Annotated in this window: 20 protein-coding genes; 16 read left to right on the top strand and 4 right to left on the bottom strand. The window is 71.5% G+C overall.

The features are described from left to right. Window positions 1-149: 149 nt before the first annotated feature. The 3 genes from ACTXG6_RS40880 (at window position 150) to ACTXG6_RS40870 (ending at window position 3,722) form a co-directional block, all read left to right on the top strand. On the top strand, window positions 150-563 hold the full coding sequence (locus tag ACTXG6_RS40880; protein WP_445184662.1) for a YccF domain-containing protein: 414 nt from the start codon (window positions 150-152) through the stop codon (window positions 561-563). A gap of 87 nt (window positions 564-650) precedes the next feature. Next, a complete protein-coding gene (gene ligA, locus ACTXG6_RS40875; protein WP_445184661.1) occupies window positions 651-2,927 on the top strand; it encodes an NAD-dependent DNA ligase LigA in 2,277 nt (758 codons plus the stop codon). A 75-nt stretch (window positions 2,928-3,002) separates the two neighbouring features. Continuing rightward, entirely contained in the window at window positions 3,003-3,722 is a 720-nt protein-coding gene (locus ACTXG6_RS40870) for a 3-keto-5-aminohexanoate cleavage protein (RefSeq protein WP_445184660.1), read from the top strand. 24 nt (window positions 3,723-3,746) lie between these two features. Here the strand turns inward: ACTXG6_RS40870 and ACTXG6_RS40865 are convergent, their stop codons facing one another. Further along, on the bottom strand, window positions 3,747-4,403 hold the full coding sequence (locus tag ACTXG6_RS40865) for an ACT domain-containing protein (RefSeq protein ID WP_445184659.1): 657 nt from the start codon (window positions 4,401-4,403) through the stop codon (window positions 3,747-3,749). Between the two features lie 255 nt (window positions 4,404-4,658). On the opposite strand from ACTXG6_RS40865, the gene gatC reads away from it, so the two are divergent. From gatC to gatB, 3 genes are all read left to right on the top strand, one after another. Beyond that, on the top strand, window positions 4,659-4,985 hold the full coding sequence (gene gatC, locus ACTXG6_RS40860) for an Asp-tRNA(Asn)/Glu-tRNA(Gln) amidotransferase subunit GatC (protein ID WP_445190257.1): 327 nt from the start codon (window positions 4,659-4,661) through the stop codon (window positions 4,983-4,985). A 118-nt stretch (window positions 4,986-5,103) separates the two neighbouring features. Further along, window positions 5,104-6,630: an Asp-tRNA(Asn)/Glu-tRNA(Gln) amidotransferase subunit GatA gene (gatA, locus tag ACTXG6_RS40855; RefSeq protein ID WP_445184658.1), complete on the top strand. Its 1,527-nt coding sequence runs from the start codon at window positions 5,104-5,106 to the stop codon at window positions 6,628-6,630. Further along, complete coding sequence (gene gatB, locus ACTXG6_RS40850; protein ID WP_445184657.1) at window positions 6,627-8,135, top strand: Asp-tRNA(Asn)/Glu-tRNA(Gln) amidotransferase subunit GatB; 1,509 nt, start codon at window positions 6,627-6,629, stop codon at window positions 8,133-8,135. Before gatA ends, gatB begins: the two co-directional genes overlap by 4 nt. A 46-nt stretch (window positions 8,136-8,181) precedes the next feature. Here gatB and ACTXG6_RS40845 read toward each other — a convergent pair whose 3' ends face one another. After that, complete coding sequence (locus ACTXG6_RS40845; protein WP_445184656.1) at window positions 8,182-9,381, bottom strand: PQQ-dependent sugar dehydrogenase; 1,200 nt, start codon at window positions 9,379-9,381, stop codon at window positions 8,182-8,184. A 136-nt stretch (window positions 9,382-9,517) separates the two neighbouring features. Here ACTXG6_RS40845 and ACTXG6_RS40840 point away from each other — a divergent pair, with 136 nt between their 5' ends. Next, window positions 9,518-10,087 carry a DoxX family protein gene (locus ACTXG6_RS40840; RefSeq protein WP_445184655.1) on the top strand — a complete coding sequence of 190 codons (570 nt, stop codon included), beginning with the start codon at window positions 9,518-9,520 and terminating at the stop codon, window positions 10,085-10,087. Window positions 10,088-10,159: 72 nt separating this feature from the next. On the opposite strand, the gene ilvD is transcribed toward ACTXG6_RS40840, so the two are convergent. Both ilvD and ACTXG6_RS40830 read right to left on the bottom strand, forming a co-directional pair. Beyond that, on the bottom strand, window positions 10,160-12,001 hold the full coding sequence (gene ilvD / locus ACTXG6_RS40835; protein ID WP_445184654.1) for a dihydroxy-acid dehydratase: 1,842 nt from the start codon (window positions 11,999-12,001) through the stop codon (window positions 10,160-10,162). Window positions 12,002-12,006: 5 nt separating this feature from the next. Then, entirely contained in the window at window positions 12,007-12,531 is a 525-nt protein-coding gene (locus ACTXG6_RS40830) for a PH domain-containing protein (RefSeq protein WP_445184653.1), read from the bottom strand. Between the two features lie 344 nt (window positions 12,532-12,875). Between ACTXG6_RS40830 and ACTXG6_RS40825 the strand changes: the two genes are divergently transcribed. From ACTXG6_RS40825 to ACTXG6_RS40785, 9 genes are all read left to right on the top strand, one after another. After that, entirely contained in the window at window positions 12,876-14,831 is a 1,956-nt protein-coding gene (locus ACTXG6_RS40825) for an acetolactate synthase large subunit (RefSeq protein ID WP_445184652.1), read from the top strand. Then, the gene (gene ilvN, locus ACTXG6_RS40820) at window positions 14,832-15,338 is read left to right on the top strand and encodes an acetolactate synthase small subunit (protein WP_445184651.1); all 507 of its coding nucleotides are present in this window, start codon (window positions 14,832-14,834) and stop codon (window positions 15,336-15,338) included. A gap of 104 nt (window positions 15,339-15,442) precedes the next feature. Then, entirely contained in the window at window positions 15,443-16,444 is a 1,002-nt protein-coding gene (ilvC, locus tag ACTXG6_RS40815; protein ID WP_445184650.1) for a ketol-acid reductoisomerase, read from the top strand. A 205-nt stretch (window positions 16,445-16,649) separates the two neighbouring features. Further along, window positions 16,650-17,156: a sigma-70 family RNA polymerase sigma factor gene (locus ACTXG6_RS40810; RefSeq protein ID WP_445184649.1), complete on the top strand. Its 507-nt coding sequence runs from the start codon at window positions 16,650-16,652 to the stop codon at window positions 17,154-17,156. Further along, a complete protein-coding gene (locus ACTXG6_RS40805; RefSeq protein ID WP_445184648.1) occupies window positions 17,153-17,881 on the top strand; it encodes a hypothetical protein in 729 nt (242 codons plus the stop codon). Before ACTXG6_RS40810 ends, ACTXG6_RS40805 begins: the two co-directional genes overlap by 4 nt. A gap of 188 nt (window positions 17,882-18,069) precedes the next feature. Next, on the top strand, window positions 18,070-19,671 hold the full coding sequence (gene serA, locus ACTXG6_RS40800; RefSeq protein WP_445184647.1) for a phosphoglycerate dehydrogenase: 1,602 nt from the start codon (window positions 18,070-18,072) through the stop codon (window positions 19,669-19,671). A gap of 269 nt (window positions 19,672-19,940) precedes the next feature. Next, a complete protein-coding gene (locus ACTXG6_RS40795) occupies window positions 19,941-21,593 on the top strand; it encodes a hypothetical protein (RefSeq protein ID WP_445184646.1) in 1,653 nt (550 codons plus the stop codon). 62 nt (window positions 21,594-21,655) lie between these two features. Beyond that, window positions 21,656-22,285: a class F sortase gene (locus tag ACTXG6_RS40790; RefSeq protein ID WP_445190256.1), complete on the top strand. Its 630-nt coding sequence runs from the start codon at window positions 21,656-21,658 to the stop codon at window positions 22,283-22,285. Window positions 22,286-22,529: 244 nt separating this feature from the next. Further along, on the top strand, window positions 22,530-23,573 hold the full coding sequence (locus ACTXG6_RS40785; RefSeq protein ID WP_445184645.1) for a 3-isopropylmalate dehydrogenase: 1,044 nt from the start codon (window positions 22,530-22,532) through the stop codon (window positions 23,571-23,573). The last annotated feature ends 106 nt before the right edge of the window (window positions 23,574-23,679 follow it).

Below are 23,679 nucleotides of genomic sequence, written 5' to 3'. Positions count from 1 at the left end.
GGCGCGGGGCGCCAGAAGGAGCGCGCGCGCTCCTTTGCTCTGCGCATATATATGCGGAACAGACCCACGACCCGGCCGATCCGGCGACCACGGCCGCGCCCCCGGCGCCAGACCCGACACCGCGCGCCCGACGGTGGCACCATGGAGCCATGCGGACCCTGCTGAATGTGATTTGGCTGGTGCTGTGTGGGTTCTGGACGGCGGCCGGGTACGTGCTGGCCGGGGTGCTGTGCTGCCTGCTGATCGTGACCATCCCGTTCGGGCTGGCCTCGTTCCGGATCGCCAACTTCGCGCTGTGGCCGTTCGGGCGCACCCTGGTGCACCACCCGCACTCCGGCGCCGCGTCCACCATCGGCAACGTGATCTGGCTCGTGGTCGCCGGCTGGTGGCTGGCTCTGGGGCACCTGGTGACCGCGATCTGCCTGGCGGTGACCATCATCGGCATCCCGCTGGCCTGGGCGAACCTCAAGTTGATCCCGGTCTCCCTGGTTCCGCTGGGCAAGGAGATCGTGCCGCTGGACGCGGTCTCCGCACCGCGCGGCTACGTGGTCCCGGCCGCCTGAGCCACGACCTGCCGTCCGGCGCATGGGATTGATCACCACGCGTGGTGCCGGCCGACTGTCGGGGTACCCCGCTAACCTGGCCCCGTGATGGCAGCCGACCCCGGTCCCGAGGGCACCGCGACCGTGCCCTCGGTTGAGCCGGCACCCGGGCCGGCCAGGGAGCGGCACGCCCGGTTGGCCACCGAGATCGCCGACCACCAGTTCCGCTACTACGTGCTGGATTCGCCGGTCGTGTCGGACGGGCAGTTCGACACGCTGTGGCGCGAGCTCGTGGCGCTCGAGGAGCAGTACCCCGAGCTGATCACGCCGGAGTCGCCGACGCAGCGGGTGGTCGGCCGCTTCGCCACCGAGTTCATCGCGCACGACCACCTCGAGCGGATGCTCAGCCTGGACAATGCGTTCTCCGCCGACGAGCTGCGCAGCTGGGTGGAGCGAGTGGAGAAGGAGGTCGGTCACGAGCTGCACTACCTGGCCGAGCTCAAGATCGACGGTCTCGCGGTCAACCTGCTCTACGAGAACGGCAAGTTGACCCGTGCGCTCACCCGGGGGGACGGGCGCACCGGTGAGGACGTCACGCTCAACATGCGCACCCTGCACGAGGTGCCCGAGCAGCTCACCGGTACCGAGCAGTTCCCGGTGCCGGAGCTGGTCGAGGTGCGCGGCGAGGTCTACTTCCGGCTGGAGGACTTCCAGGCGCTCAACGCGCTGATGGTCGAGGCGGGCAAGCCGGTGTATGCCAACCCGCGCAACACCGCCGCCGGTTCGCTGCGGCAGAAGGACCCCCGGATCACCGCCAGCCGGAACCTGCGGCTGATCTGCCACGGCCTCGGCAAGCGCGAGGGTTTCGCGCCGGCTCGCCAGTCCGAGGCCTACGACGCGCTGCGGGCCTGGGGCCTGCCCGTCTCCGAGCACACCGTGATCAAGCGGGGCGTCGAGGAGATCGTCGAGCACGTCGCGTACTGGGGCGAGCACCGCCACGACATCGAGCACGAGATCGACGGCATCGTGATCAAGGTCGACGAGGTGGCCCTGCAGCGCCGGCTCGGCTCCACCTCCCGGGCCCCCCGCTGGGCGATCGCCTTCAAGTACCCGCCCGAGGAGGTCACGACCACGCTGAACGACATCCAGGTCAACGTGGGCCGCACCGGCCGGGTCACCCCGTTCGCGGTGCTGGAGCCGGTGGTGGTGGCCGGGTCCACGGTGGGCATGGCCACGCTGCACAACGCTGACGAGGTGCGCCGCAAGGGCGTGCTGATCGGCGACCGGGTGGTCATCCGCAAGGCAGGCGATGTGATCCCCGAGGTGCTCGGCCCGGTGGTCGACGTGCGTACCGGCAACGAGCGCGAGTTCGTCATGCCCACGCACTGCCCGGAGTGCGGGACCGAGCTGGTGCGCCAGAAGGAAGCCGACATCGACCAGCGCTGCCCGAACGCGCGGTCCTGTCCCGCGCAGCTGCGCGAGCGGCTGTTCCACCTGGCCGGCCGGGGTGCGTTCGACATCGAGGTGCTCGGTTACGAGGCGGCGGCCGCGCTGCTCACCTCCGGGGTGGTGACCGACGAGGGCGACGTCTTCTCACTCACCGAGGACGACCTGCAGCGCGTCGAGCTGTTCCGGACCAAGGCCGGCGAGCTGTCCGCCAACGCGCGCAAGCTCCTGGTCAACCTGGAGGCCGCGAAGGACACACCGCTGTGGCGGGTGCTGGTCGGGCTGTCCATCCGGCACGTCGGGCCGACCGCCGCACAGGCGCTGGCCAGGGAGTTCGGCTCGCTGGACGCGATCGAGGCGGCCGCCGCCGGCCAGCCCACCACCGTGGACACGTCCGCCGACGCCGTTGAGACCGACGCGGCCGAGCCCGACGCGGCCGAGCCCGACGCGGCCGAGCCCGACGCGGCCGAGTCGGACACCGCCGCCGAAGACGTCGCGCCGGCCAAGCGGGCAGCCCGCAACGTCGAGGCGCTGGCGGCGGTCGACGGTGTCGGCCCGACGATCGCGGCGGCCGTGCGGGACTGGTTCACCGTGGACTGGCACCGCGACGTGGTGGCCAAGTGGCGGGCCGCCGGCGTGCGGCTCGCCGAGGAGCGCGACGAATCCGTACCCCGCACCCTGGAAGGCCTGTCGATCGTGGTCACCGGCAGCCTCGAGCGCTACTCGCGGGACGAGGCCAAGGAGGCCATCACCTCACGGGGTGGTCGTGCCGCCGGGTCGGTGTCCAAGAAGACCGCGTTCGTGGTCGTCGGGGAGGCACCGGGCACAAAGCACGAGAAGGCCCTTGAACTGGGCGTTCCAGTGCTGGACGAGGCCGGTTTCACCGTTTTACTGCAACAGGGCCCGGACGCGGCACGGGAACTAGCCCGTTCGGAATAACAAAGCCCAGCAATTCGAAGTAACCCATTACGGCCGTTAGTGGCTTAATCTGAGTAAGTCGGGGAGGTCACGTCGGTGCTGCAAGGATGTTTGAACGGTGCGCGCCCAGCGGACGCGCACCCCGCGCTGCCCGTGACGCCGTACTACCTGGCGCGCGACGCGCGGGCGGTGGCGCGTTACGGCGTCACCTCGGTTCATGTGCATCCGCGCTGCCCGAAGGGGCTGGAGACGCTGGAGCCGCTGCACGTCGGTGACGCGGTGGCCGCGATCCACGCCGAGGTCCCCGGCATGGAGGTCGGTGTCCCGGCCGCGCGCTGGGTGCAGCCCGATCCCAGGCTGCGGGTCGACGCGGTCATCGCCTGGGGCCGCCTTGGCGCCGGCAAGCCGGACGTGATCGCGGTCAACGTGCACGACCTCGGCTGGCGGGAGGTCTGCGCCGCGGCCTACTCGCTGGGCATCGGCCTCGAACTGGGCGTCTGGACCACCGCGGACGCGGTCACCCTGCGCAAGGTCGGAGTGCCGCCGGGCACGATCCGGGTGGTCGCCGAGCCGACGGTCAGCGGGCCGGACACGGCGGTCGCCGAAGCGGTCCGCATCCTGCGCACGCTGGGCCACCTCGGGGTGCCGGTACTGCTGCACGGCGAGGAGGACGGCGCCTGGCCGGTGCTGGAGTACGCACTGCGCCTCGGCATCGACACCCGCATCGGGTTCGAGGACGTCCTGGTGCGCCCGGACAAGTGGCTGGCCACCGGCAACGAGGACCTGGTCAAGAGCGCGCTGGCGATCAAGGTCTGAGCGCCGCTGCGAGCCCGGCCGGGGCTACGTCGGGCCGAGGATCGTGGAGACTATCCCGCCGAGGTGGTTGAGCCGAGCCAGCTCCGAGGCGCGGAAGGCCGGACCGCCGGGGCGGCCGACGACCAGCGCCCGGTCCGGCCCGGCGAACGGCGCGGCGGCCAGCTCGGTGTCCAGCTCGAACCAGGGCTCGGGCGCCCAGTGCACCGCCGGATCGAGCACGATCGGCTTGGTGAGCGGCAGCCAGGGAAGGCTGCCGGCCCTGGTCTCCGGCGACGCCTGGCTCTCCGCCAGCCGGTATGCCCGCCGGCCCTCCTGGATCACCACGAGCGCCCAGCCGGCCCGGAAGATCCGCGGGATGCCGTCGGCGAACAGCTGCAGGCCGCGCTCCGGGTTAGCGCTGATCTCCTCGATGAGCTCCAGCTCGCGGTGGGTGTCGAGCTTGCCGGTGTGCGGGCGAACCGACTCCACGTGCACACCGGGGATCGACTCCACGGCTGTGATCAGCACGTCCGGTGGCCGGCCGCTGGGCATCTCGACAGCGAGGTCGTCGACCGCTACCGAATCGGCCCGCTCGACGACGTCCACGCCGAGGATGTCGACCCCGGCGTGCCCGAGCGCGGTGGCGATCGCGCCGAGCATGCCTGGCCGGTCCGGGACTTGCACCCGGATCAGGAACGACACTCTCGACACTCCTCCTAGTACTACCTCGACAGCCCGGGGAATTGTGTCAGCACGGTGTTCCGGCCGTGTTGCCTGGGACGGGTTTGTCCGCTCACCAGCGGGTGTGCCGGTCGCGACGCTGGGTGCACGGCGCCCGGGCGGCACCCACTCAGTGGCGCGGACCTAGACTTGAGCTTTACTGCCCGGGACGCCGCCATGATCATCACCGCCATGGACGTCATAGCCGTTCCCGTGCCATTCCTGACCAGGAGGGAAATGCCCGAGTCGACGCACGACCCGGCCGGCGGGATCATCTCCCGCGCCGAGGTCGAACACCTCGCCCGGCTGGCCCGGCTCGCCGTCACCGACGAGGAACTCGACCGCTTCGCCACCCAGCTCGACGTCATCCTCGCCTCAGTGGCCCAGGTCGGCGAGGTCGCCGCGGCTGACATCGAGCCCACCTCGCACGCGGTCCCGCTGACGAACGTGTTCCGACCGGACGAGATCCGCCCCGGACTGACCCAGGAGCAGGCGCTGGCCGGGGCGCCGGCGAGCGAGCTGGGCCGGTTCCAGGTGCCGAGGATCCTCGGGGAGGAAGCATGAGCACCGAAGCCGACAGCGAGCGAGCATCCCGGGGGACGGTAGCCGGCGGAGCCGGCGGGGTGGGTCATGCACAGCGAGCGCTAGCGAGCGAGGAGCGGAACGAGCGCGGAGGCGAGCAATGAGCACCGACACCGAGCTGATCAGGCTGACCGCCGCCGAGCTGGCCGCGAAGATCCACTCCCGCGAGGTGTCCGCCGTCGAGGTCACCCAGGCCCACCTGGACCGCATCACCCAGGTCGACCCGGCGGTGCACGCGTTCCTGCACATCGCCGCCGAGCCGGCGCTGGCCGCCGCCGCCGAGGTGGACGCGGCACTGGCCGGGGGCAAGCCGCCGGCGTCGCCGCTGGCCGGCGTGCCGCTCGCGCTGAAGGACGTGTTCGCCACGTCCGACATGCCCACCACCTGCGGGTCGAAGATCCTCGAAGGGTGGCGCCCGCCGTACGACGCCACTGTCACCGCGCGGCTGCGCCGGGCCGGCGTGGTGATCCTGGGCAAGACGAACATGGACGAGTTCGCGATGGGCTCCTCCACCGAGCACTCCGCCTACGGCCCGACCCACAACCCGTGGGACACCACACGCATCCCCGGCGGCTCGGGTGGCGGCTCGGCGGCCTCACTGGCCGCGTTCGAGGCACCGCTGGCCATCGGTACCGACACCGGCGGCTCGATCCGCCAGCCGGCGGCGGTCACCGGCACCGTCGGGGTCAAGCCGACCTACGGCGGGGTGTCCCGCTACGGGCTGGTGGCGTGTGCGTCCTCGCTGGACCAGGGCGGCCCGTGCGCGCGGACCGTGCTGGACGCGGCGCTGCTGCACGAGGTCATCGCCGGGTACGACCCGCTCGACTCCACCTCGATCGACACCCCGGTGCCGGCCGTGGTCGAGGCGGCCCGTCGGGGCGCCGGCGGTGACCTGCGCGGACTGCGTGTCGGCGTGGTGAGCGAGCTGGGCGGTGAGGGCTACCAGCCGCAGGTCGAGGCCAGCTACCGGGCCGCGTTGAGCACCCTGGAGTCGCTGGGTGCCGAGCTGGTCACGGTGAGCTGCCCGCACTTCCGGTACGCGCTGGCCGCCTACTACCTGATCCTGCCCAGCGAGGTGTCCTCGAACCTGGCCAGGTTCGACGCGATGCGCTACGGGCTGCGGGTCATGCCCGCGCCCGACGCCTCGGCCGAGGAGGTCATGGCGGCGACCCGGGAGGCCGGCTTCGGAGACGAGGTCAAGCGCCGCATCATGCTCGGTACCTACGCGCTGAGCTCCGGCTACTACGACGCGTACTACGGCAAGGCGCAGCAGGTGCGCACGCTGATCGCGCGCGACTTCACCGCCGCGTTCGGCCAGGTCGACGTGCTCGTCTCGCCGACCGCGCCGACCACCGCGTTCCCCATCGGGGAGAAGGTGGACGACCCGCTGGCGATGTACCTCAACGACCTGTGCACCATCCCGGCGAACATGGCGGGCAACGCGGCGATGTCGGTGCCGTCCGGGCTGGCCGAGTCCGACGGCCTGCCGGTGGGGTTGCAGATCATGGCGCCGGCGTTGGGTGAGGCGGTGATGTACCGGGTGGCCGCCGCGTTCGAGGCCGCCCGCAACGCCGCCGACGGAGGCCCGCTGATCCAGCGGGTGAACGGGCTGGAGGCAACCGTATGAGCGCCGCTGTGACACCGGATCTGGTCGACTACGACGAGGTCGTGGCGGCCTTCGACCCGATGCTCGGGCTCGAGGTGCACGTCGAGCTGAACACGAACACGAAGATGTTCTGCGGCTGCCCGACCGAGTTCGGTGCCGAGCCGAACACCCAGGTGTGCCCGACCTGCCTGGGGCTGCCCGGCTCGCTGCCGGTGGTGAACGAGCAGGCGGTGCGCTCGGCGATCCTGATCGGCCTGGCGCTGAACTGCGAGATCGTGCCGCGCTGCCGGTTCGCCCGCAAGAACTACTTCTACCCGGACATGCCGAAGAACTTCCAGACCTCGCAGTACGACGAGCCGATCGCGGTCAACGGCTGGTTGGACGTGGAGCTGGACGACGGTTCGGTCGTGCGGGTGGAGATCGAGCGCGCGCACATGGAGGAGGACACCGGCAAGTCGATGCACGTCGGCGGCGCAACCGGTCGCATCCACGGCGCGGAGTACTCGCTGCTGGACTACAACCGGGCCGGCGTGCCGCTGATCGAGATCGTCACGAAGCTGATCCCGGGCACCCGCGAGCGGGCTCCCGAGGTGGCCCGCGCGTACGTCAGCACGCTGCGCGACCTGCTGCGCGCGCTGAACGTGTCCGACGTGCGGATGGACCAGGGTTCGATGCGGTGCGACGTGAACCTGTCGCTGTCGCCGCGCGACTCGGGCGTGCTCGGCACCCGCAGCGAGACGAAGAACGTCAACTCGCTGCGCTCTGTGGAGCGTGCGGTGCGCTTCGAGATGACCCGGCAGGCCGGCGTGCTGCTGGCCGGCGGCAAGGTCGTGCAGGAGACCCGGCACTTCGACGAGTCGGGCGGCACGACGCGTCCGGGCCGTCGCAAGGAGTCGTCCGAGGACTACCGGTACTTCCCCGAGCCGGACCTGGTGCCGGTGCAGCCGTCGCGGGACTGGGTCGACGAGATCCGCGCGACCCTGCCGGAGATGCCGGCCCAGCGTCGCAAGCGGGTACAGGCGGAGTGGTCGCTGTCCGACGAGGAACTGCGCGACCTGGTCAACGCCGGCGCGCTCGACCTGGTCGCGGCCACCGTGGCGGCCGGCGCGCCGTCCGGTGAGGCCCGCTCGTGGTGGGTCTCGTACCTGTCGCAGCAGGCCAACAACACCGGCGTCGCGCTCGACGAGCTGCCGATCACCCCGGAGCAGCTGGCCAGGGTGATCGCGCTGGTCACCGGCGGCGAGCTGAGCAACAACCTGGCCCGCCAGGTGGTGGACGGCGTACTGGCCGGCGAGGGCTCGCCGGACGAGGTGGTGGCCGGGCGCGGCCTGAAGGTGGTCTCCGACGACTCCGCCCTCATCGCCGCCGTCGACGAGGCGCTCGCCGCGCAGCCCGACATCGCCGAGAAGATCCGCGGTGGCAAGGTAGCCGCCGCCGGCGCTGTCGTCGGCGCGGTCATGAAAGCGACCCGGGGCCAGGCCGACGCCAAGCGCGTCCGCGAGCTGGTCCTCGAACGCTGCACCTGACCCGTGAGTGGCGAGTGGTCCCCCGGGACCACTCGCCACTCACGGGTTAGTCGGGGCCGCCCCCGCCGCCGGCCGAGGGCGGTTGGATCCGGAGTACGCGGTCGTCGCTGCTGACCAGGGGACCGCCGGCGCCCTTGTTCGTGGTGCCCAGCCAGAGCAGTCCGTCCGGGGCGAGCGCGGCCGGTCCGAGGCGACCGTAGGCGCCGGCGAGCAGGGTCCGGGGAGCGCCGGTGAAGGCGCCGGGTGTCGTGGTGTGCAGCAGGAACAGGGCGGACGCGCCGCGCTCGGCGATCACGATCGCGCCGGGCGGCGCCACGCAGCCGGTCACGCCGGGGCGGTCCGGCCAGCTCCAGGAGGGGTCGCCGACCGGACTGGGCACCACCCGCTGCAGCACGTCGCGGTCGGCGAGGTGGTCGGTCACCCACGCGGTGCCGGAGTCCGGCGCGGTGCACATGCCACCCGGCGAGCGCAGCCCGCTCGTGTAGATCGGTGAGTGCGGGTCGGGGTTGTCCTTGAACGGGCGCCCGAAGGTGTCGATCCGTAGCACCTTGCCAGCCAGCGAACCCGGCGCCGGGTTGGGGCCGTCCGCGCCGGTGGCCACCAGCAGCGCGCCGTCCCGGCCGACGCCCAGTGCGCCGCCGTCGTTGCCGGGCGTGCGGGGGATCCCGGTCAGGATCGGCACCGGCGGGTCACCCTGCGCGATCCGCAGCACCCGGTGGTCGGTGCCGGTGGCCGCGTAGGCGTAGAGCAGCTGGTCCTCCCGGTAGCTGGGTGAGAGCACCAGCCCGATCAGCCCACCGCCCGCGGCGTCCACCCCGATCGTGGCGATGAGCTCCGGGTCCTTGCCCTTCTGCACCCGGAGCACCCGGCCGGTGGACCGTTCCGCCACCAGCGCGCTCTGCGCGTCCGGCAGCACGGCGACGGCCGAGATCGGGTCCAGGCAGGTGGCCACCACCTGCGGGTCCGGGTCGACGCAGCCGTTGGGACCGGCTCCCTGGCCGGGCGGTGCCGGCGGTGGCGGCTGCGCGGAGTCCGGCGGCTGGTCGGGCACCCGGGGTGGCGCGGCGAGCGGGCCGCCGCCCTCGACCTTGTCCCGCCACTGCTTGGGGCCGTTGTCCGGGAAGGACGCGCAGCCGCCGAGCACAGTGATGAACACCAGAGCGAGCGCGAGGACCGGGAGGAGCCCGCGCCAGCGGGCGCGCGCCGCCGGCCGGCGCGCCGAGACGCGGGACGGCGATCGGGACACACCGGCAACCCTAGGGATCACGCCGTGAACCGCGGGTGAGTACGGAGCTTCGGCGCGTCATCGAAGGAGATCGGGCCGCCGGACCTACCCTGCGTTGGTGAGCCGCGCATATGGCTCCGGTCGCCGTGGCTTTGACGTGGAAGCGCCCCCCACCGCGATCGAGGCTGAGGGCGGGCGCCCCCGGCACCCGTTACGGCACCCCCTGCGCTGGCACCACGGCGCGGACCTCGGGTTGCTGATTCTGCGACTGGTGCTGGCGGCCGCGTTCATCGGTCACGGCGCGCAGGTGATGTTCGGCGCGTTCGGCGGTCCCGGGCTCGCCGGCTTCGGCCAGTTCCTCACCGTCCAGGGCTTCGGGCAGAGCTCGCTGCTCGCCGGCCTGACCGCGATCACCGAGATCGGCGGCGGCATCCTGGTGCTGTTCGGGCTGTTCACCCCGGTCGCGGCCGCCGGGCTGCTGGCGGTGGTGATCAACGCGGTGTGGTTGAAGTGGGGTTCCGGCTTCTTCGTCCGACCGAACGGCGCCGGCTTCGAGCTGGAGTTCGTGCTGGCCGGCATGGCCGCCGCGGTCGTACTGACCGGCGGCGGCCGGCTCGCGCTTGACCGGATGTTCCCGCTGTTCTGCCGCCCGCAGGTGACCGGGCTGCCCTGTCTCGTGCTCGGGATCGGGGCGGCCATCCTCGCCCGTGTTCTCGGGCACGGCTGACGGAATCCCCGACTCGCGCTGACAAAATCCCCGACTCGCCGGCCGGGGGGTTCCCCGGCCGGTGGCGAGGGGTCAGCGCACCTCGCGCACCGCGCCGGTGGCCGCCGAGGTGGCGAGCGCGGCGTACGCACGCAGTGCCTTGGACACCACGCGCTGCCGGTCCACCGGCTGCCACGGCCGCTCCGAGGCGTCCATCTTGGCCCGCCGCTCGGCCAGCACGTCGTCGGAGACAAGCAGCTGCAGTGCGCGGGTGTGCACGTCGATGCGGATCCGGTCGCCGTTCTGGACCAGCCCGATCACGCCGCCGTGCGCCGCCTCCGGCGAGATGTGCCCGACGGAGATGCCGCTGGACCCGCCGGAGAACCGGCCGTCGGTGATCAGCGCGCAGACCGCACCGAGGCCGGCACCCTTGAGGAACGCCGTCGGGTGCAGCATCTCCTGCATCCCCGGACCGCCGGACGGCCCCTCGTAACGGACCACCAGCACGTCACCGGGCTGGATCTGCTTGCCGAGGATGACCGAGACGGCCTCCTCCTGGCTCTCCACCACACGCGCCGGGCCCTCGAAGTGCCACAGCTCCTCGGGGATGCCGGCGTTCTTGATCACCGCGCCGTCCTCGGCCAGGTTGCCGTGCAGCACCGCGAGGCCGCCGTCCGCGCTGTAGGCGTGCGCCCGGTCGCGGATGCAGCCGCCGGCGGCGTCGGTGTCGAGGGAGGACCAGCGGTTCTCGGTGGAGAACGCCTCGGTGGTGCGCACCCCGCCGGGCGCGGCGTGGAAGAGCTCGACCGCGGTCGGCGAGGCGGCTCCGGAGCGGATGTCCCACTCGTCCAGCCAGGCCTCCAGCGTCGGGCTGTGCACCGTGTGCACGGCCGTGTTCAGCAGCCCGGCGCGGCGCAGCTCACCGAGGATCGCGGGGATGCCGCCGGCCCGGTGCACGTCCTCCATGTGGTAGTTCGAGTTGGGCGAGACCTTGCTCAGGCACGGCACCCGGCGGGAGATCGCGTCGATGTCGGCGAGGGTGAAGTCGACCTCGCCCTCTTGGGCGGCGGCCAGCGTGTGCAGCACCGTGTTGGTGGAGCCACCCATCGCCACGTCCAGCGCCATCGCGTTCTCGAAGGCCGCCCGGGACGCGATCGAGCGGGGCAGCGCGGACTCGTCGTCGTGCTCGTACCAGCGCCGGCACAGCTCCATCACCGTGGTGCCGGCCCGCTCGAACAGCGCGCGCCGCGCGGCGTGGGTGGCCAGCGTGGAGCCGTTGCCGGGCAGCGCGAGGCCGAGCGCCTCGGTCAGGCAGTTCATCGAGTTGGCGGTGAACATGCCGGAGCAGGAGCCGCAGGTGGGGCAGGCCGAGCGCTCGACGACCGACAGGCCGTCCTCGTCCACCTCGGACGATGCCGACGCCGAGATCGCCGTGATCAGGTCGGTGGGTGCCTGCGCGACCCCGCCCACCACGACCGCCTTGCCGGCCTCCATCGGGCCGCCGGAGACGAACACGGTCGGCACGTTCAGCCGCATCGCCGCGTTCAGCATGCCGGGGGTGATCTTGTCGCAGTTGGAGATGCAGACCAGTGCGTCGGCGGCGTGCCCGTTGACCATGTACTCCACCGCGTCCGCGATCACCTCGCGGGACGGCAGCGAGTAGAGCATGCCGCCGTGGCCCATCGCGATGCCGTCGTCGACGGCGATGGTGTGGAACTCCCGGGCGACCCCACCCGCCAGACGGATCGTCTCCGCGACGATGTCACCCATGTTCTTGAGGTGCACGTGGCCGGGCACGAACTGGGTGTAGGAGTTGGCGATCGCCACGATCGGCTTGCCGAAGTCGTTCTCGCCCATGCCGGTGGCGCGCCAGAGCGAGCGGGCGCCCGCGGCGTTTCGGCCGTGCGTGGTGACGCGGGAACGAAGTGCGGGCATGACGGTCACTCCTCGGGCGACTCGGGCGGTGCTGGTGTAGCGGGTGTTGCCGGTGCGGTGGGATCGGGTGCGGTGGGTCCGGGGCCGGCCCCGCTGGGCTCGGACTCGGTGTGTTCGGACTCGGTACGTTCGGACTCGGTGCGTTCGGGCGCGCCAGCTTCGGCGCTCGGGTCGGGCAGCCGCCCGCCGCTCATCATGGCGAGCACGGGGAGGTCTCGGACGTGCACGGCCGGTAGAGGTAGCTCCGTGCCGCTGTTGAGCACCGCGCTGATCCGGGATCGTGTCCGCAAGCGCAACGCGGTGACGTCAGCCCAATCTACGCGCTGCGTGCGCAACGTGCCGCGCGCCGCGATCGTGTCCGCATCCACCGTCGTGCGCAGCCGCAGCACCCAGAAGACCATCGCGATCGGGATCAGGTAGAGCACTGTCATGCCGGGGACGGTGAGCGCCACCGGAGTGAAACACACCATGAAGGCGATGGCGGCGAGCACGGCGAGCGGTGAGTTGCGGAACACGACAGGACCATCCACCCGGCTATCGTCGCAGGTGGCCGGTACCGGCCGGCGACCAGCCGGCGCTGCCGGGCGGCCGGCCGCGACGTCCCAGCCGATCCCAGGATCCGAGATCGCGGTCTCACTGAGTTGACCGTCGCCGAACGGCCGGTTACCGTCGCTGTGTGCGCATTCTCGTCGACCTTGTAGTACTTCGCAGGCGCGTCGACGCCTGAATAGTTCTTCGTCGACGCGCAACCCTCGTTCCGCCGGTCCCGGCGGCGGGGGCTTTTTTGTGCCCGAGGTTTTATGCCCGAGTTCCCGACCAGAGCAAATGACCGTTGCCAGATACTCGACCGAGCAGACACGAGGCAGAGCTCAAGATGACCACCGCGACGCCCCGACCGGCCCCGGTTCCCGGTCCGCCGAAACCCACCCCGCCGCCCGCGCGCCCGCTGCGCACCGCGTCCGAGCCGGTCTCCGTGACCGGCGCGCAGTCGCTCGTGCTCTCGCTCGAGGCGGTGGGCTGTGAGGCGGTATTCGGGATTCCCGGTGGCACCATCCTGCCCGCGTACGACCCGCTGCTCGACTCGACCATCGTGCGGCACGTGCTGGTCCGCCACGAGCAGGGCGCCGGGCACGCGGCCACCGGGTACGCGCAGGCCACCGGCAAGGTCGGCGTCTGCATGGCGACCAGTGGGCCGGGTGCGACGAACCTGGTGACGCCGATCGCGGACGCCTACATGGACTCCGTCCCGATGGTGGCCATCACCGGGCAGCAGTCCCGCGCGCTGATCGGCACCGACGCCTTCCAGGAAGCCGACATCACCGGCATCACGCTGCCGATCACCAAGCACAACATGCTGGTCATCGACCCGATCGACATCCCGAGGGCGATCGCCGAGGCCTTCCACCTCGCCTCCACCGGCCGCCCCGGCCCGGTGCTGGTGGACATCCCCAAGGACGTGCTGCAGGAGCAGACCACGTTCTCCTGGCCGCCGGAGCTGAAGCTGCCCGGCTACCGGCCGACCACCCGCCCGCACGGTAAGCAGATCAGGGAGGCCGCCCGGCTGATCGCCGCCGCGCGCCGCCCGGTGCTCTACGTCGGCGGTGGCGTGGTCAAGGCTGCCGCCTCCGCCGAGCTGAAGGTGCTGGCCGAGCTCACCGGTGCCCCGGTGGTGACCACCCTGATGGCGCGCGGGGCATTCCCGGACAGCCACCCGCAGCACCTCGGGATGCCCGGCATGCACGGCACCGTCACCGCCGTGGCCGCGATGCAGAAGGCGGACCTGCTGGTCGCTCTGGGCGCGCGGTTCGACGACCGGGTCACCGGCCAGCTGTCCACCTTCGCGCCGGACGCCGCGATCGTGCACGCCGACATCGACCCCGCCGAGATCTCCAAGAACCGCCGCGCCGACGTGCCGATCGTCGGGGACTGCAAGGAGGTCCTGGTCGACCTGATCGACGCGGTGCGCGGCGAGCAGGCCGAGGCCGGCGGCAAGACCGACCTTGCCGCCTGGTGGACGGTGCTGGACGAGTGGCGGGAGACCTTCCCGCTCGGCTACGACTGGCCGTCCGACGGCATGCTCTCCCCGGAGTACGTGATCGAGCGGATCGGGGCGATCGCCGGCCCGGACGCGGTCTACACCGCCGGGGTCGGCCAGCACCAGATGTGGGCCGCCCAGTTCATCCGCTACGAGAAGCCGCGGTCCTGGATCAACTCGGGCGGGCTGGGCACCATGGGCTTCGCGGTGCCCGCCGCGATGGGCGCCAAGCTCGGCCTGCCGGACACCACGGTGTGGTGCATCGACGGTGACGGCTGCTTCCAGATGACCAACCAGGAGCTGGCGACCTGCGCCATCGAGGGCATCCCGATCAAGGTCGCCATCATCAACAACGGCAACCTCGGCATGGTCCGGCAGTGGCAGAACCTGTTCTACTCGCAGCGCTACTCCAACACCGACCTGGGCACCCACAAGCACCGCATCCCCGACTTCAAGCTGCTCGCCGAGGCGATGGGCTGCGTGGGGCTGCGCTGCGAGAGCCGGGACAGGGTGGACGAGGTGATCAACCAGGCGATGCAGATCAACGACCAGCCGGTTGTGATCGACTTCGTGGTCGGCGCGGACGCGCAGGTCTGGCCGATGGTCGCCGCCGGCAAGAGCAACGACGAGGTGAAGACGGCGCGGGGGATCCGCCCGCTGTTCGACGACGACGACGCGGCCACCGGAGAGGTGATCGAGCACGGTGTGCTCGACCACGCCGAGGTGCAGCGGCACGACACCCACGGTGCGCCGAGCGTGCGCACCGGGGAGACCGACTCAGCGGGGGAACGGTAGATGAACAGGCACACCCTCTCGGTGCTGGTCGAGAACAAGCCCGGGGTGCTGGCCAGGGTGGCCGGGCTGTTCAGCCGGCGCGGCTTCAACATCGAGTCGCTGGCCGTGGGCCCCACCGAGGTGTCCGAGGTGTCCCGGATGACCATCGTGGTCGCGGTCGACGAGCTGCCTCTCGAACAGGTCACCAAGCAGCTCAACAAGCTGATCAACGTGATCAAGATCGTGGAGCTCGAGCCCGCCATCTCGGTGCAGCGCGAGCTGCTCCTGGTCAAGGTCAGGGCCGATGCGACAGTCCGCAGCCAGGTGCTGGAGACGGTCCAGCTCTTCCGGGCCAAGGTGGTCGACGTGGCGCCGGAGGCGGTCACGGTGGAGGCCACCGGAACCACGGACAAGCTGACCGCGCTGCTCCGGATGCTCGAGCCCTACGGCATCCGCGAGATGGTCAAGTCCGGCATGGTCGCGGTCGGCCGGGGACCCCGGTCGATCACCGCCACGGCCGTCCGGTAGACCGGGCCCGGGCGCGCCGGTCGAGGGTCGGCACCCCAGCGGTGCCGCTAGCCAGATGTACACCACACAACGTCACAAGCTTTGAGAAGGGATTCTGAGCAGCGATGGCTGTCAACATCTACTACGACGATGACGCTGATTTGTCGATCATCCAGGGTCGCAAGGTGGCCGTGATCGGCTACGGCAGCCAGGGGCACGCCCACGCGCTCAGCCTGCGCGACTCCGGTGTCGATGTCCGGGTCGGGTTGCCCGAGGGCTCGAAGTCGCGGCAGAAGGCCGAGGACGAGGGGCTGCGGGTGGTGACCCCGGCGGAGGCCTCCGCCGAGGCTGACCTGATCATGATCCTGGCGCCGGACACCAAGCAGCGGTTCATCTACGCCGAGGACATCGCGCCGAACCTCAAGAGCGGCGACGCGATCTTCTTCGGGCACGGGTTCAACATCCGCTACGACCTGATCAAGGCGCCGGCCGATGTGGACGTGGCCATGGTCGCGCCGAAGGGCCCGGGGCACCTGGTGCGCCGGCAGTTCGTGGACGGCAAGGGCGTGCCGTGCCTGATCGCGGTCGAGCAGGACGCCTCCGGCTCGGCCAAGGCGCTGGCCCTCTCGTACGCGAAGGGCATCGGCGGCAGCCGGGCCGGGGTCATCGAGACCACCTTCAAGGAGGAGACCGAGACCGACTTGTTCGGTGAGCAGTCGGTGCTCTGCGGTGGCGCCGCGGCGCTGGTGCAGACCGGTTTCGAGGTGCTCACCGAGGCCGGTTACGCCCCGGAGATCGCCTACTTCGAGTGCCTGCACGAGCTCAAGCTGATCGTCGACCTGATGTACGAGGGCGGCATCACCGGCGAGCGCTACTCGATCTCCGACACCGCCGAGTACGGCGACCTCACCCGAGGCCCCCGTGTCATCACGCCGGCGGTCAAGGACGAGATGCGCAAGATCCTCGGCGAGATCCAGGACGGCACGTTCGCCCGCGAGTGGGTGGCCGAGGACGACGCCGGGCGGCCCAACTTCACCCGGCTGCAGAAGCAGGGTGTCGACCACCAGATCGAGGTGGTCGGCGCCAAGCTGCGCGGTCTGATGTCCTGGGTCGCACCGCCCGCCTGAACCACCCGCGTCTCCCAGCCAGTCCACCGCCCCGCCGGGCCGCCCGGCGGGGCGGTGCCATGTCCGGGGCGGGTGGTCGGCGGCGGGTGGTCGGCTGCGGGTGGTCGGCTGCGGGTGGTCGGCGCGGCCGGTGAACTCCGGTCCGGCCAGTATTGAACCGCTCGGCCCGAGCGTCCGTGTCTAGGGCGGGGAGCGGAGGTGCGCAGTGGTCGTCGACGATCGGCTCATCCGCGCCCTGTACTCCGAACACGGCACGGCGTTGGAGTCGTACGCGCTGGGCATGACCAATGGTGACCTGGGCCGGGCCCAGGACGCCGTCCAGGAGGTCCTGTTGCGAGCATGGCGGCACCCCGAGTCGCTGGATCCCCAGCGTGGCAGCACGCGGGGGTGGCTACTGCGTACCCTGCGAAATGTGTTGATCGACGAATGGCGCGCCCGGTCGGTGCGTCCCGAGACGATCACCGATCAACCCCCGGAAACCGGCGTGGCCGATGGCGTGGACGCCGCGCTGCAGGCCTGGCTGGTGGCCGAGGCGGTCAGCCACCTGACCCCGCCGCACCAGGACGTCATCCGGGAGTGTTTCTTCGACGGACGCTCGGTCGCCGAGGCCGCCGCGCGGCTCGGGGTGCCTGCCGGCACCGTCAAGTCGCGCACCCACTACGCGTTGCGCGCACTGCGCGCCGCGCTGGTCGAGATGGGAGTTACGCCGTGACGCGCATGTCACCGGAGGGCTGCCCGCGCACCGAGGAGGCCGGCGCCTACCTGATCGGCTCGCTGCACCCCATCGAGCGGGCCGACTACGCCGAGCACCTGCCGAACTGCCCGTACTGCCTCCGTGAGGTCGGCCAGCTCGCCGGCCTGCCCGGACTGCTGGCCCGCAGCCCCGGGCCACCCTCGGGTAGCCAACCCGTCCCGGTGGTGGCGGCGGCACCGTGGGCCGCCGAGGGCGGGGAGGGCGACCCGGGCCCGGTCGCCGCCGCGCTGCGCGAGATCCGCCGCCAGCGGGCCCGGCGGCGTGGGCTGGTCGCGGCGTCGCTGGTGCTCGTCGGTTTGGTCGGCGTCGGCGGCACCGCGCTGGCGACCGGCGCCCTGCGGGGACCGAGCACCGGGGTCACCGCGGCGGCCGCACTGCCGGTCCAGATGGAGCCGGAGGGCGGCGCGGACGCCACCGCCGCGGTAGCGCTGAACGCCAAGGCGTGGGGCACCGAGGTGGTGATGCGGTGCCGTTACCAGGGCACCAAGGACTGGGTATCGCCGGTGTACACCCTGGTGGCGAAGGGCGTGGACGGCTCGGACACCGAGTTGGCCCGGTGGACCGCGATACCGGACAAGGACGTCGTGCTGGCCGCCGCCACCGACCTGACCCGACAGCAGCTGGCCGGCCTCGAGGTTCACGACGCGCGCGGCGACGTGGTGCTGCGCACCGTCCACATCTGACCCCGGTCCTGGGTCGGATTTCGCACCAGCCCCGAACCAGCCCCGAACCAGCCCCGAACCAGCACGGCCCCAGGCACGTCCCAGGCCGCCGGGTCCGCCGCTATTGCCCTGGTCACGGTGCCCGGGAGTGCCCGGCGCCACGCCACTACGATCGGTGCCGACCCCGCACCTCTATACCTGGGAGCACCGTGAGCACCGCCGCCCGCCGTCCCGTCGTACTGCTTGCCGAGAAGTTGGCGCCCTCCGTCCTCGACCTGCTCAGCGGCAGCTGCGACATCCGGCACGTCGACGGGACCGACCGCCCCGCGCTGCTGGCCGCGGTGGCCGACGTCGACGCGCTGCTGGTCCGCTCCGCCACCAAGGTGGACGCGGAGGTGCTGGCGGCCGCGCACCAGCTCAAGGTGGTCGCCCGCGCCGGCGTCGGGCTGGACAACGTCGACGTCCCGCCGGCCACCGCGCGCGGCGTCATGGTGGTCAACGCGCCCACCTCGAACATCGTCTCCGCCGCCGAGCACGCGGTGGCCCTGCTGCTGTCCGCGCTGCGCCACGTGCCGGCCGCCGACGCCAGCCTGCGCGCCGGGCAGTGGAAGCGCAGCTCGTACACCGGCGTCGAGCTCAACGGCAAGACGGTCGGTGTTGTCGGCCTCGGCAAGATCGGCCAACTGGTCGCCCAGCGGCTGTTCGCGTTCGGCACCAAGATCGTCGCGTACGACCCGTACATCGCCCCGGCCCGCGCCGCCCAGTTCGGCATCGAGCTGCTGTCCCTCGACGAGCTGCTCGAGTGCGCCGACGTGATCTCCATCCACCTGCCGAAGACCCCGGAGACGCTCGGCCTGATCGGCAAGGACCAGTTGGCCATGACCAAGCGGGGCGTGGTCATCGTCAACGCCGCCCGCGGTGGCCTCGTCGACGAGGACGCGCTGGCCGAGGCGGTCCGCTCCGGCCACGTCGGCGCCGCCGGCATCGACGTCTACGTCACCGAGCCGACCACGGTCAGCCCGCTGTTCGAGCTGCCCTCCATCGTCGTCACCCCGCACCTGGGCGCCTCGACGAACGAGGCGCAGGACCGGGCCGGCACCGACGTGGCGCGCTCGGTGCTGCTCGCGCTGGCCGGCGAGTTCGTGCCGGACGCGGTGAACGTGCAGATCTCCGGCGTGGTCGGCGAGGAGGTGCGGCCGTACCTCCCGCTCACCCAGAAGCTGGGCACCCTGCTTTACGCGCTGACCGGTCGGGTGCCCGCCTCGGTGAACGTGGAGGTCTCCGGCGAGCTGTCGGCCGAGGACGTCTCGGTGCTGCCGCTGGCGGCGCTGCGCGGCATTTTCAACGACGTGGTGGAGGACCAGGTCACCTTCGTCAACGTGCCCTCGCTCGCCGAGGAGCGCGGCGTGGCCGTGGCGGTCACCACGGTGCCGGAGAGCGACAACTACCGCAGCGTGGTGCGGTTGCGCGCCGCCATGCCGGACGGTGAGCAGGTGACCGTGGCCGGCACGCTGACCGGCCGCGCGGCGGTCGAGAAACTGGTCGAGATCAACGGCCGGCACTTCGACCTGCGCGCCGAGGGCGACGTCCTGGTGCTCGAGTACACCGACCGCCCAGGCGTGATGGGCCGGGTCGGCACCCTGCTCGGCGAGGCCGGCGTGAACATCGAGGCCGCCCAGATCAGCCAGACCGCCGACGGAACCGACGCGATCATGCTGCTGCGGGTGGACCGGCCGGTGGACAACACCGTGCTCAGCCCGGTCGGCGCCGCGATCGGCGCGCGCACGATCAGAGCGGTCAGTTTCGACTGAGATCGGGCTCAGCTCCGGGTGCGTTTCAGGCATCTGTAGGGTAAAGCGGCCGCGATCGGCCGCCCCACCTCTTGTCTTTGCCGTGTGCGCGTGGTCCATCCGGGTAAAACTCCTGGGGCTCATGCGCCGGAGGTGGCGTGGCAGTAGTCCTGAGGCTCAGGGGAGTTGCAGTTCGGTAACGCCCGGAAACGTTCTCAGGTTCGCCAACGGTCTCTACGGCGGATCCCCCTGGCAGCCCGCCGGCGGGTCGGACGAGGGGAACACTCAGGATGCGAACCCGCACACTCCTGGCCGGCGCCACCCTGGCGCTGCTCACGATGGCCTGGAGCGCGCCCGTCGCGATGGCCGCCGACAACGACGGCAGTGGTTCCCAGCCGCCGGCCTCATCGGTCCCCGTGCCCGGGCAGGCCGACAGCAACAAGCCGGCGCAGGGCGAGAAGGACAAGGACAAGCCGTCCGAGCCACCCGCGCCGCCGCCCGTGCAACCCAAGCCGGTGGAACCCAAGCCGGTGGAGCCCAAGCCGGCACCGGGCAACGAGCTCAAGCCCGGCCCCATCCTGTCCGACCCCAAGGCGTCGCTCTCGGTGTCGCCGAAGCTGGTCAGCCCTGGCGACTCCATCTCGGCCAACGCGAACTGCGCGAACGGCCAGCTGTTCTCGCTCACCGGTGACGGGGTGCGGTTCAGCGGCAACAGCGGCTCGGTCGATCGCAACGCCAACTCGGGCAACCACACGGTGACCCTGGTGTGCGCGAACGGGTCGAAGCGCGACACCGCGACCGACTCGTTCCAGGTCCGCGGCATCGGCCCCGGTCCCGGCGGTCCCGGCGGGCCTGGTGGACCAGGTGGACCCGGTGGGCCTGGCGGCCCGGGTGGGCCCGGTGGGCCAGGTGGGCCGGGTGGCCCGGGCAACGGCGACCTGCGTGCGACCCTCTCGGTCTCGCCGAGGAACGTCCGCCAGGGCGACGCGGTCTACTTCAACGGCGGCTGCTCGAGTGGCCGGCAGGTGTCGCTGGACGCCGACGGCGTGAACGTCCGGGGCAACCGGGGCTACGTCGACGACAACGCCCGCGAGGGCGACCACACCGCGACCCGGGTCTGCCAGGACGGTTCGAGGCGAGAGGTCGCCAGGGACACCTTCCGGGTCATCCGGGGTGACAACGGCGGCAACGGCGGTAACGGCGGTAACGGCGAGGGGCCGCGCGACTTCTGGCTGAGCGACCGCTCCGGCTACCGCGGCGACTCGGTGGACGTGTCGGTGCGCTGCCGGGACAACAACGCCCGGTTGGAGTCCGACGCCCTCGACGACATCACGCTGCACCGCGACGGCAGCCGGCTGACCGGGTCCACCCGCGTGGTCGACCACGTCAGCAACGGCTGGCACCGGGTGACCGTGAGCTGCGACGGCCACAACGACAGCGAGGGCTTCTGGGTGCTGAGCGAGCGCGGCGACCACGACAGCTACCTCAGCCTCGACCCCGGCTACGGGCACCGCGGCGACGAGGTCGACATCCACGTCGGCTGTGACGACTCGGTGGGCCGGGCGGAGTCCGACGCGCTGGACGATATCGACCTGGACCACGACGGCCGGCAGTGGCGCTTCAGCGGCACCACGCACGTCAGTGACGACGCCGAGCAGGGCGAGCACACGGTCCGGGTGAAGTGTGGGGGCGCCACGCTGGAGGAGTCGTTCTTCGTCCAGGGCGACGGCGACCACAACGGTGACGACGGCTCCACACCAGGCGGTGGGGACCAGGTGTCGGTGTACCCGGAGGGTGCCCCGGAGACCGGTGGCGGCCCGGTCGATGACGGTGGTGCGCCGGGTCTGACGGCGTTGGGTGTGATCGGTCTGACAGGTGCGGCGATTGCCGGTACTGGTGCGGCGTTGGCGCGACGGAACTCACGGCGGGGTGCGCGACGATGAGAATTCACGGGGGGCCGGCTCGGGTCGGCACGGTTTCGACGTTCAGGGTGGCGGCGTTGAGAGTGGCGGCGTTCGGGGTCCGGACGTTCGCGGCTCGGTCCGTCCTGGCGGCGGCGGCGGTCGCGGTGCTGGCGGCGGGTTGTAGCTCGCAGGCGGGGCCGGGACCGAACGACGGCCCGAGCCTCACCTCGCCGACGGTGACCGGGGCGCCGGTGACGGCGATCCCGCCGCTCGCGGCGTCGGCGCCGACGGAGCTGCGGATCGATGCGATCAACGCGTCGTCGAGCCTGGTCCCGCTGGGGTTGAACCCGGACCAGACGATCACCGTGCCGCCGGTGAGCACGCCGTTGCAGGCCAGCTGGTACCGGTTGGGCCCGACACCGGGCGCGGCCGGCCCGGCGATCATCCTGGGCCACATCAACGGCAACGGGCAGGACGGCATCTTCGCCAAGCTGAACCAGCTCAAGCCGGGCGATCAGGTCAAGGTGACGAGGGCGGACGGCAAGACCGCCGTCTTCACCGTGACGAAGCTGCAGCAGGTCCCGAAGAACGCGTTCCCGACCGTGGACGTCTACGGGGACACCACGGACTCGGAGCTGCGGCTGATCACCTGCGGCGGCGGCTTCGACAAGAGCAAGCGCAGCTACGTGGACAGCATCATCGCCTTCGCCAAGCTCACCTCGGTGGCCTGACGCGGGCTGCTCTAAGCGAGTAGGCGGCCCGTGCGACACCGCCAAACGGCCCTGCCCGAACTCGGCAAAATTCGCCGGTTCGGGCGGTGTCGCGAGGCGACTCGCCCGGGTTGGCGGGATCTTCACTAGGGTGAGTGAACCCGAATGGGTGGCCATCGGCGAATGCGGCTCACCGCAGCCGGTAGCGTGCCGTCGGGACATCGGTTCCCGGCAGTACAGGGGCGGTATGAGGAGGCGGCAGGTCATGCGATTGGCGGTGGTTCCCGGAGACGGGATCGGGCCGGAGGTCATCGCCGAGGCGCTGAAGGTGCTCGGGGAAGTCGCGCCCGGTACCGAGACGACGACCTACGACCTCGGCGCGGCGCGCTGGCACTCGACCGGGGAGCTGCTCCCCGAGTCCGTGTTGACCGAGTTGGCCGAGCACGACGCGATTCTGCTCGGCGCGGTGGGTGACCCTTCGGTGCCCAGCGGCATCCTGGAGCGCGGGCTGCTGCTCCGGCTGCGGTTCGAGCTCGATCATCACGTCAACCTGCGCCCGGCGCGGCTCTACCCGGGGGTGCGCAGCCCGCTGGCCAACCCGCCGGAGATCGACCTGGTTGTGGTGCGCGAGGGCACCGAGGGGCCGTACGCCGGCACCGGTGGCCATCTGCGCAAGGACACCACGCACGAGATCGCCACCGAGGTCAGCATCAACACCGCGTTCGGTGTGGAGCGGGTCGTGCGTGACGCGTTCGCCAGGGCGGCCAAGCGGCCGCGCAAGCACCTCACCCTCGTGCACAAGACCAACGTGATGGCGTACGCCGGCGGGCTGTGGTCGCGGATCGTCGAGGAGGTCTCGCTCGAGTACCCCGACGTGGGCGTCTCCTACCAGCACGTGGACGCGACCACGATCCACCTCGTGACCGACCCCGGCCGGTTCGACGTGATCGTCACCGACAACCTGTTCGGCGACATCCTCACCGACCTGGCGGCCGCGGTGACCGGTGGCATCGGGCTGGCCGCCAGCGGCAACCTGGACGTCAGCCGGCGCAACCCGAGCATGTTCGAACCGGTGCACGGCAGCGCGCCGGACATCGCGGGGCAGGGCATCGCCGACCCGACGGCCGCGGTGCTGTCCGTGGCACTGCTGCTCGATCACCTCGGCCGCAGCGAGGCGGCCCGCAAGGTGGAGGCGTCGGTGGCGTTCGACCTGGCCACCCGCGACCCCGGGGCCGCCGGGCACACCTCGTCGATCGGCGACCGGCTGGCCGCGCTGGTCGGCCGCCCGGCCACCTTCGACGCCATCTGACCGAGCTTTCCCGCGAGTCGGGGCTCTCAGCACACTGAGTCGCGGCTCTCAGCACACCCGGAGCCGGGGCCGCCCGAACATCGGGCGGCCCCGGCTCCGTAGCGAA

Source organism: Pseudonocardia sp. Cha107L01 (genome assembly GCF_052566575.1).
The sequence above is the reverse complement of the archived record's forward strand: the minus strand, read 5'-3'. Positions and strand labels throughout refer to the sequence as shown.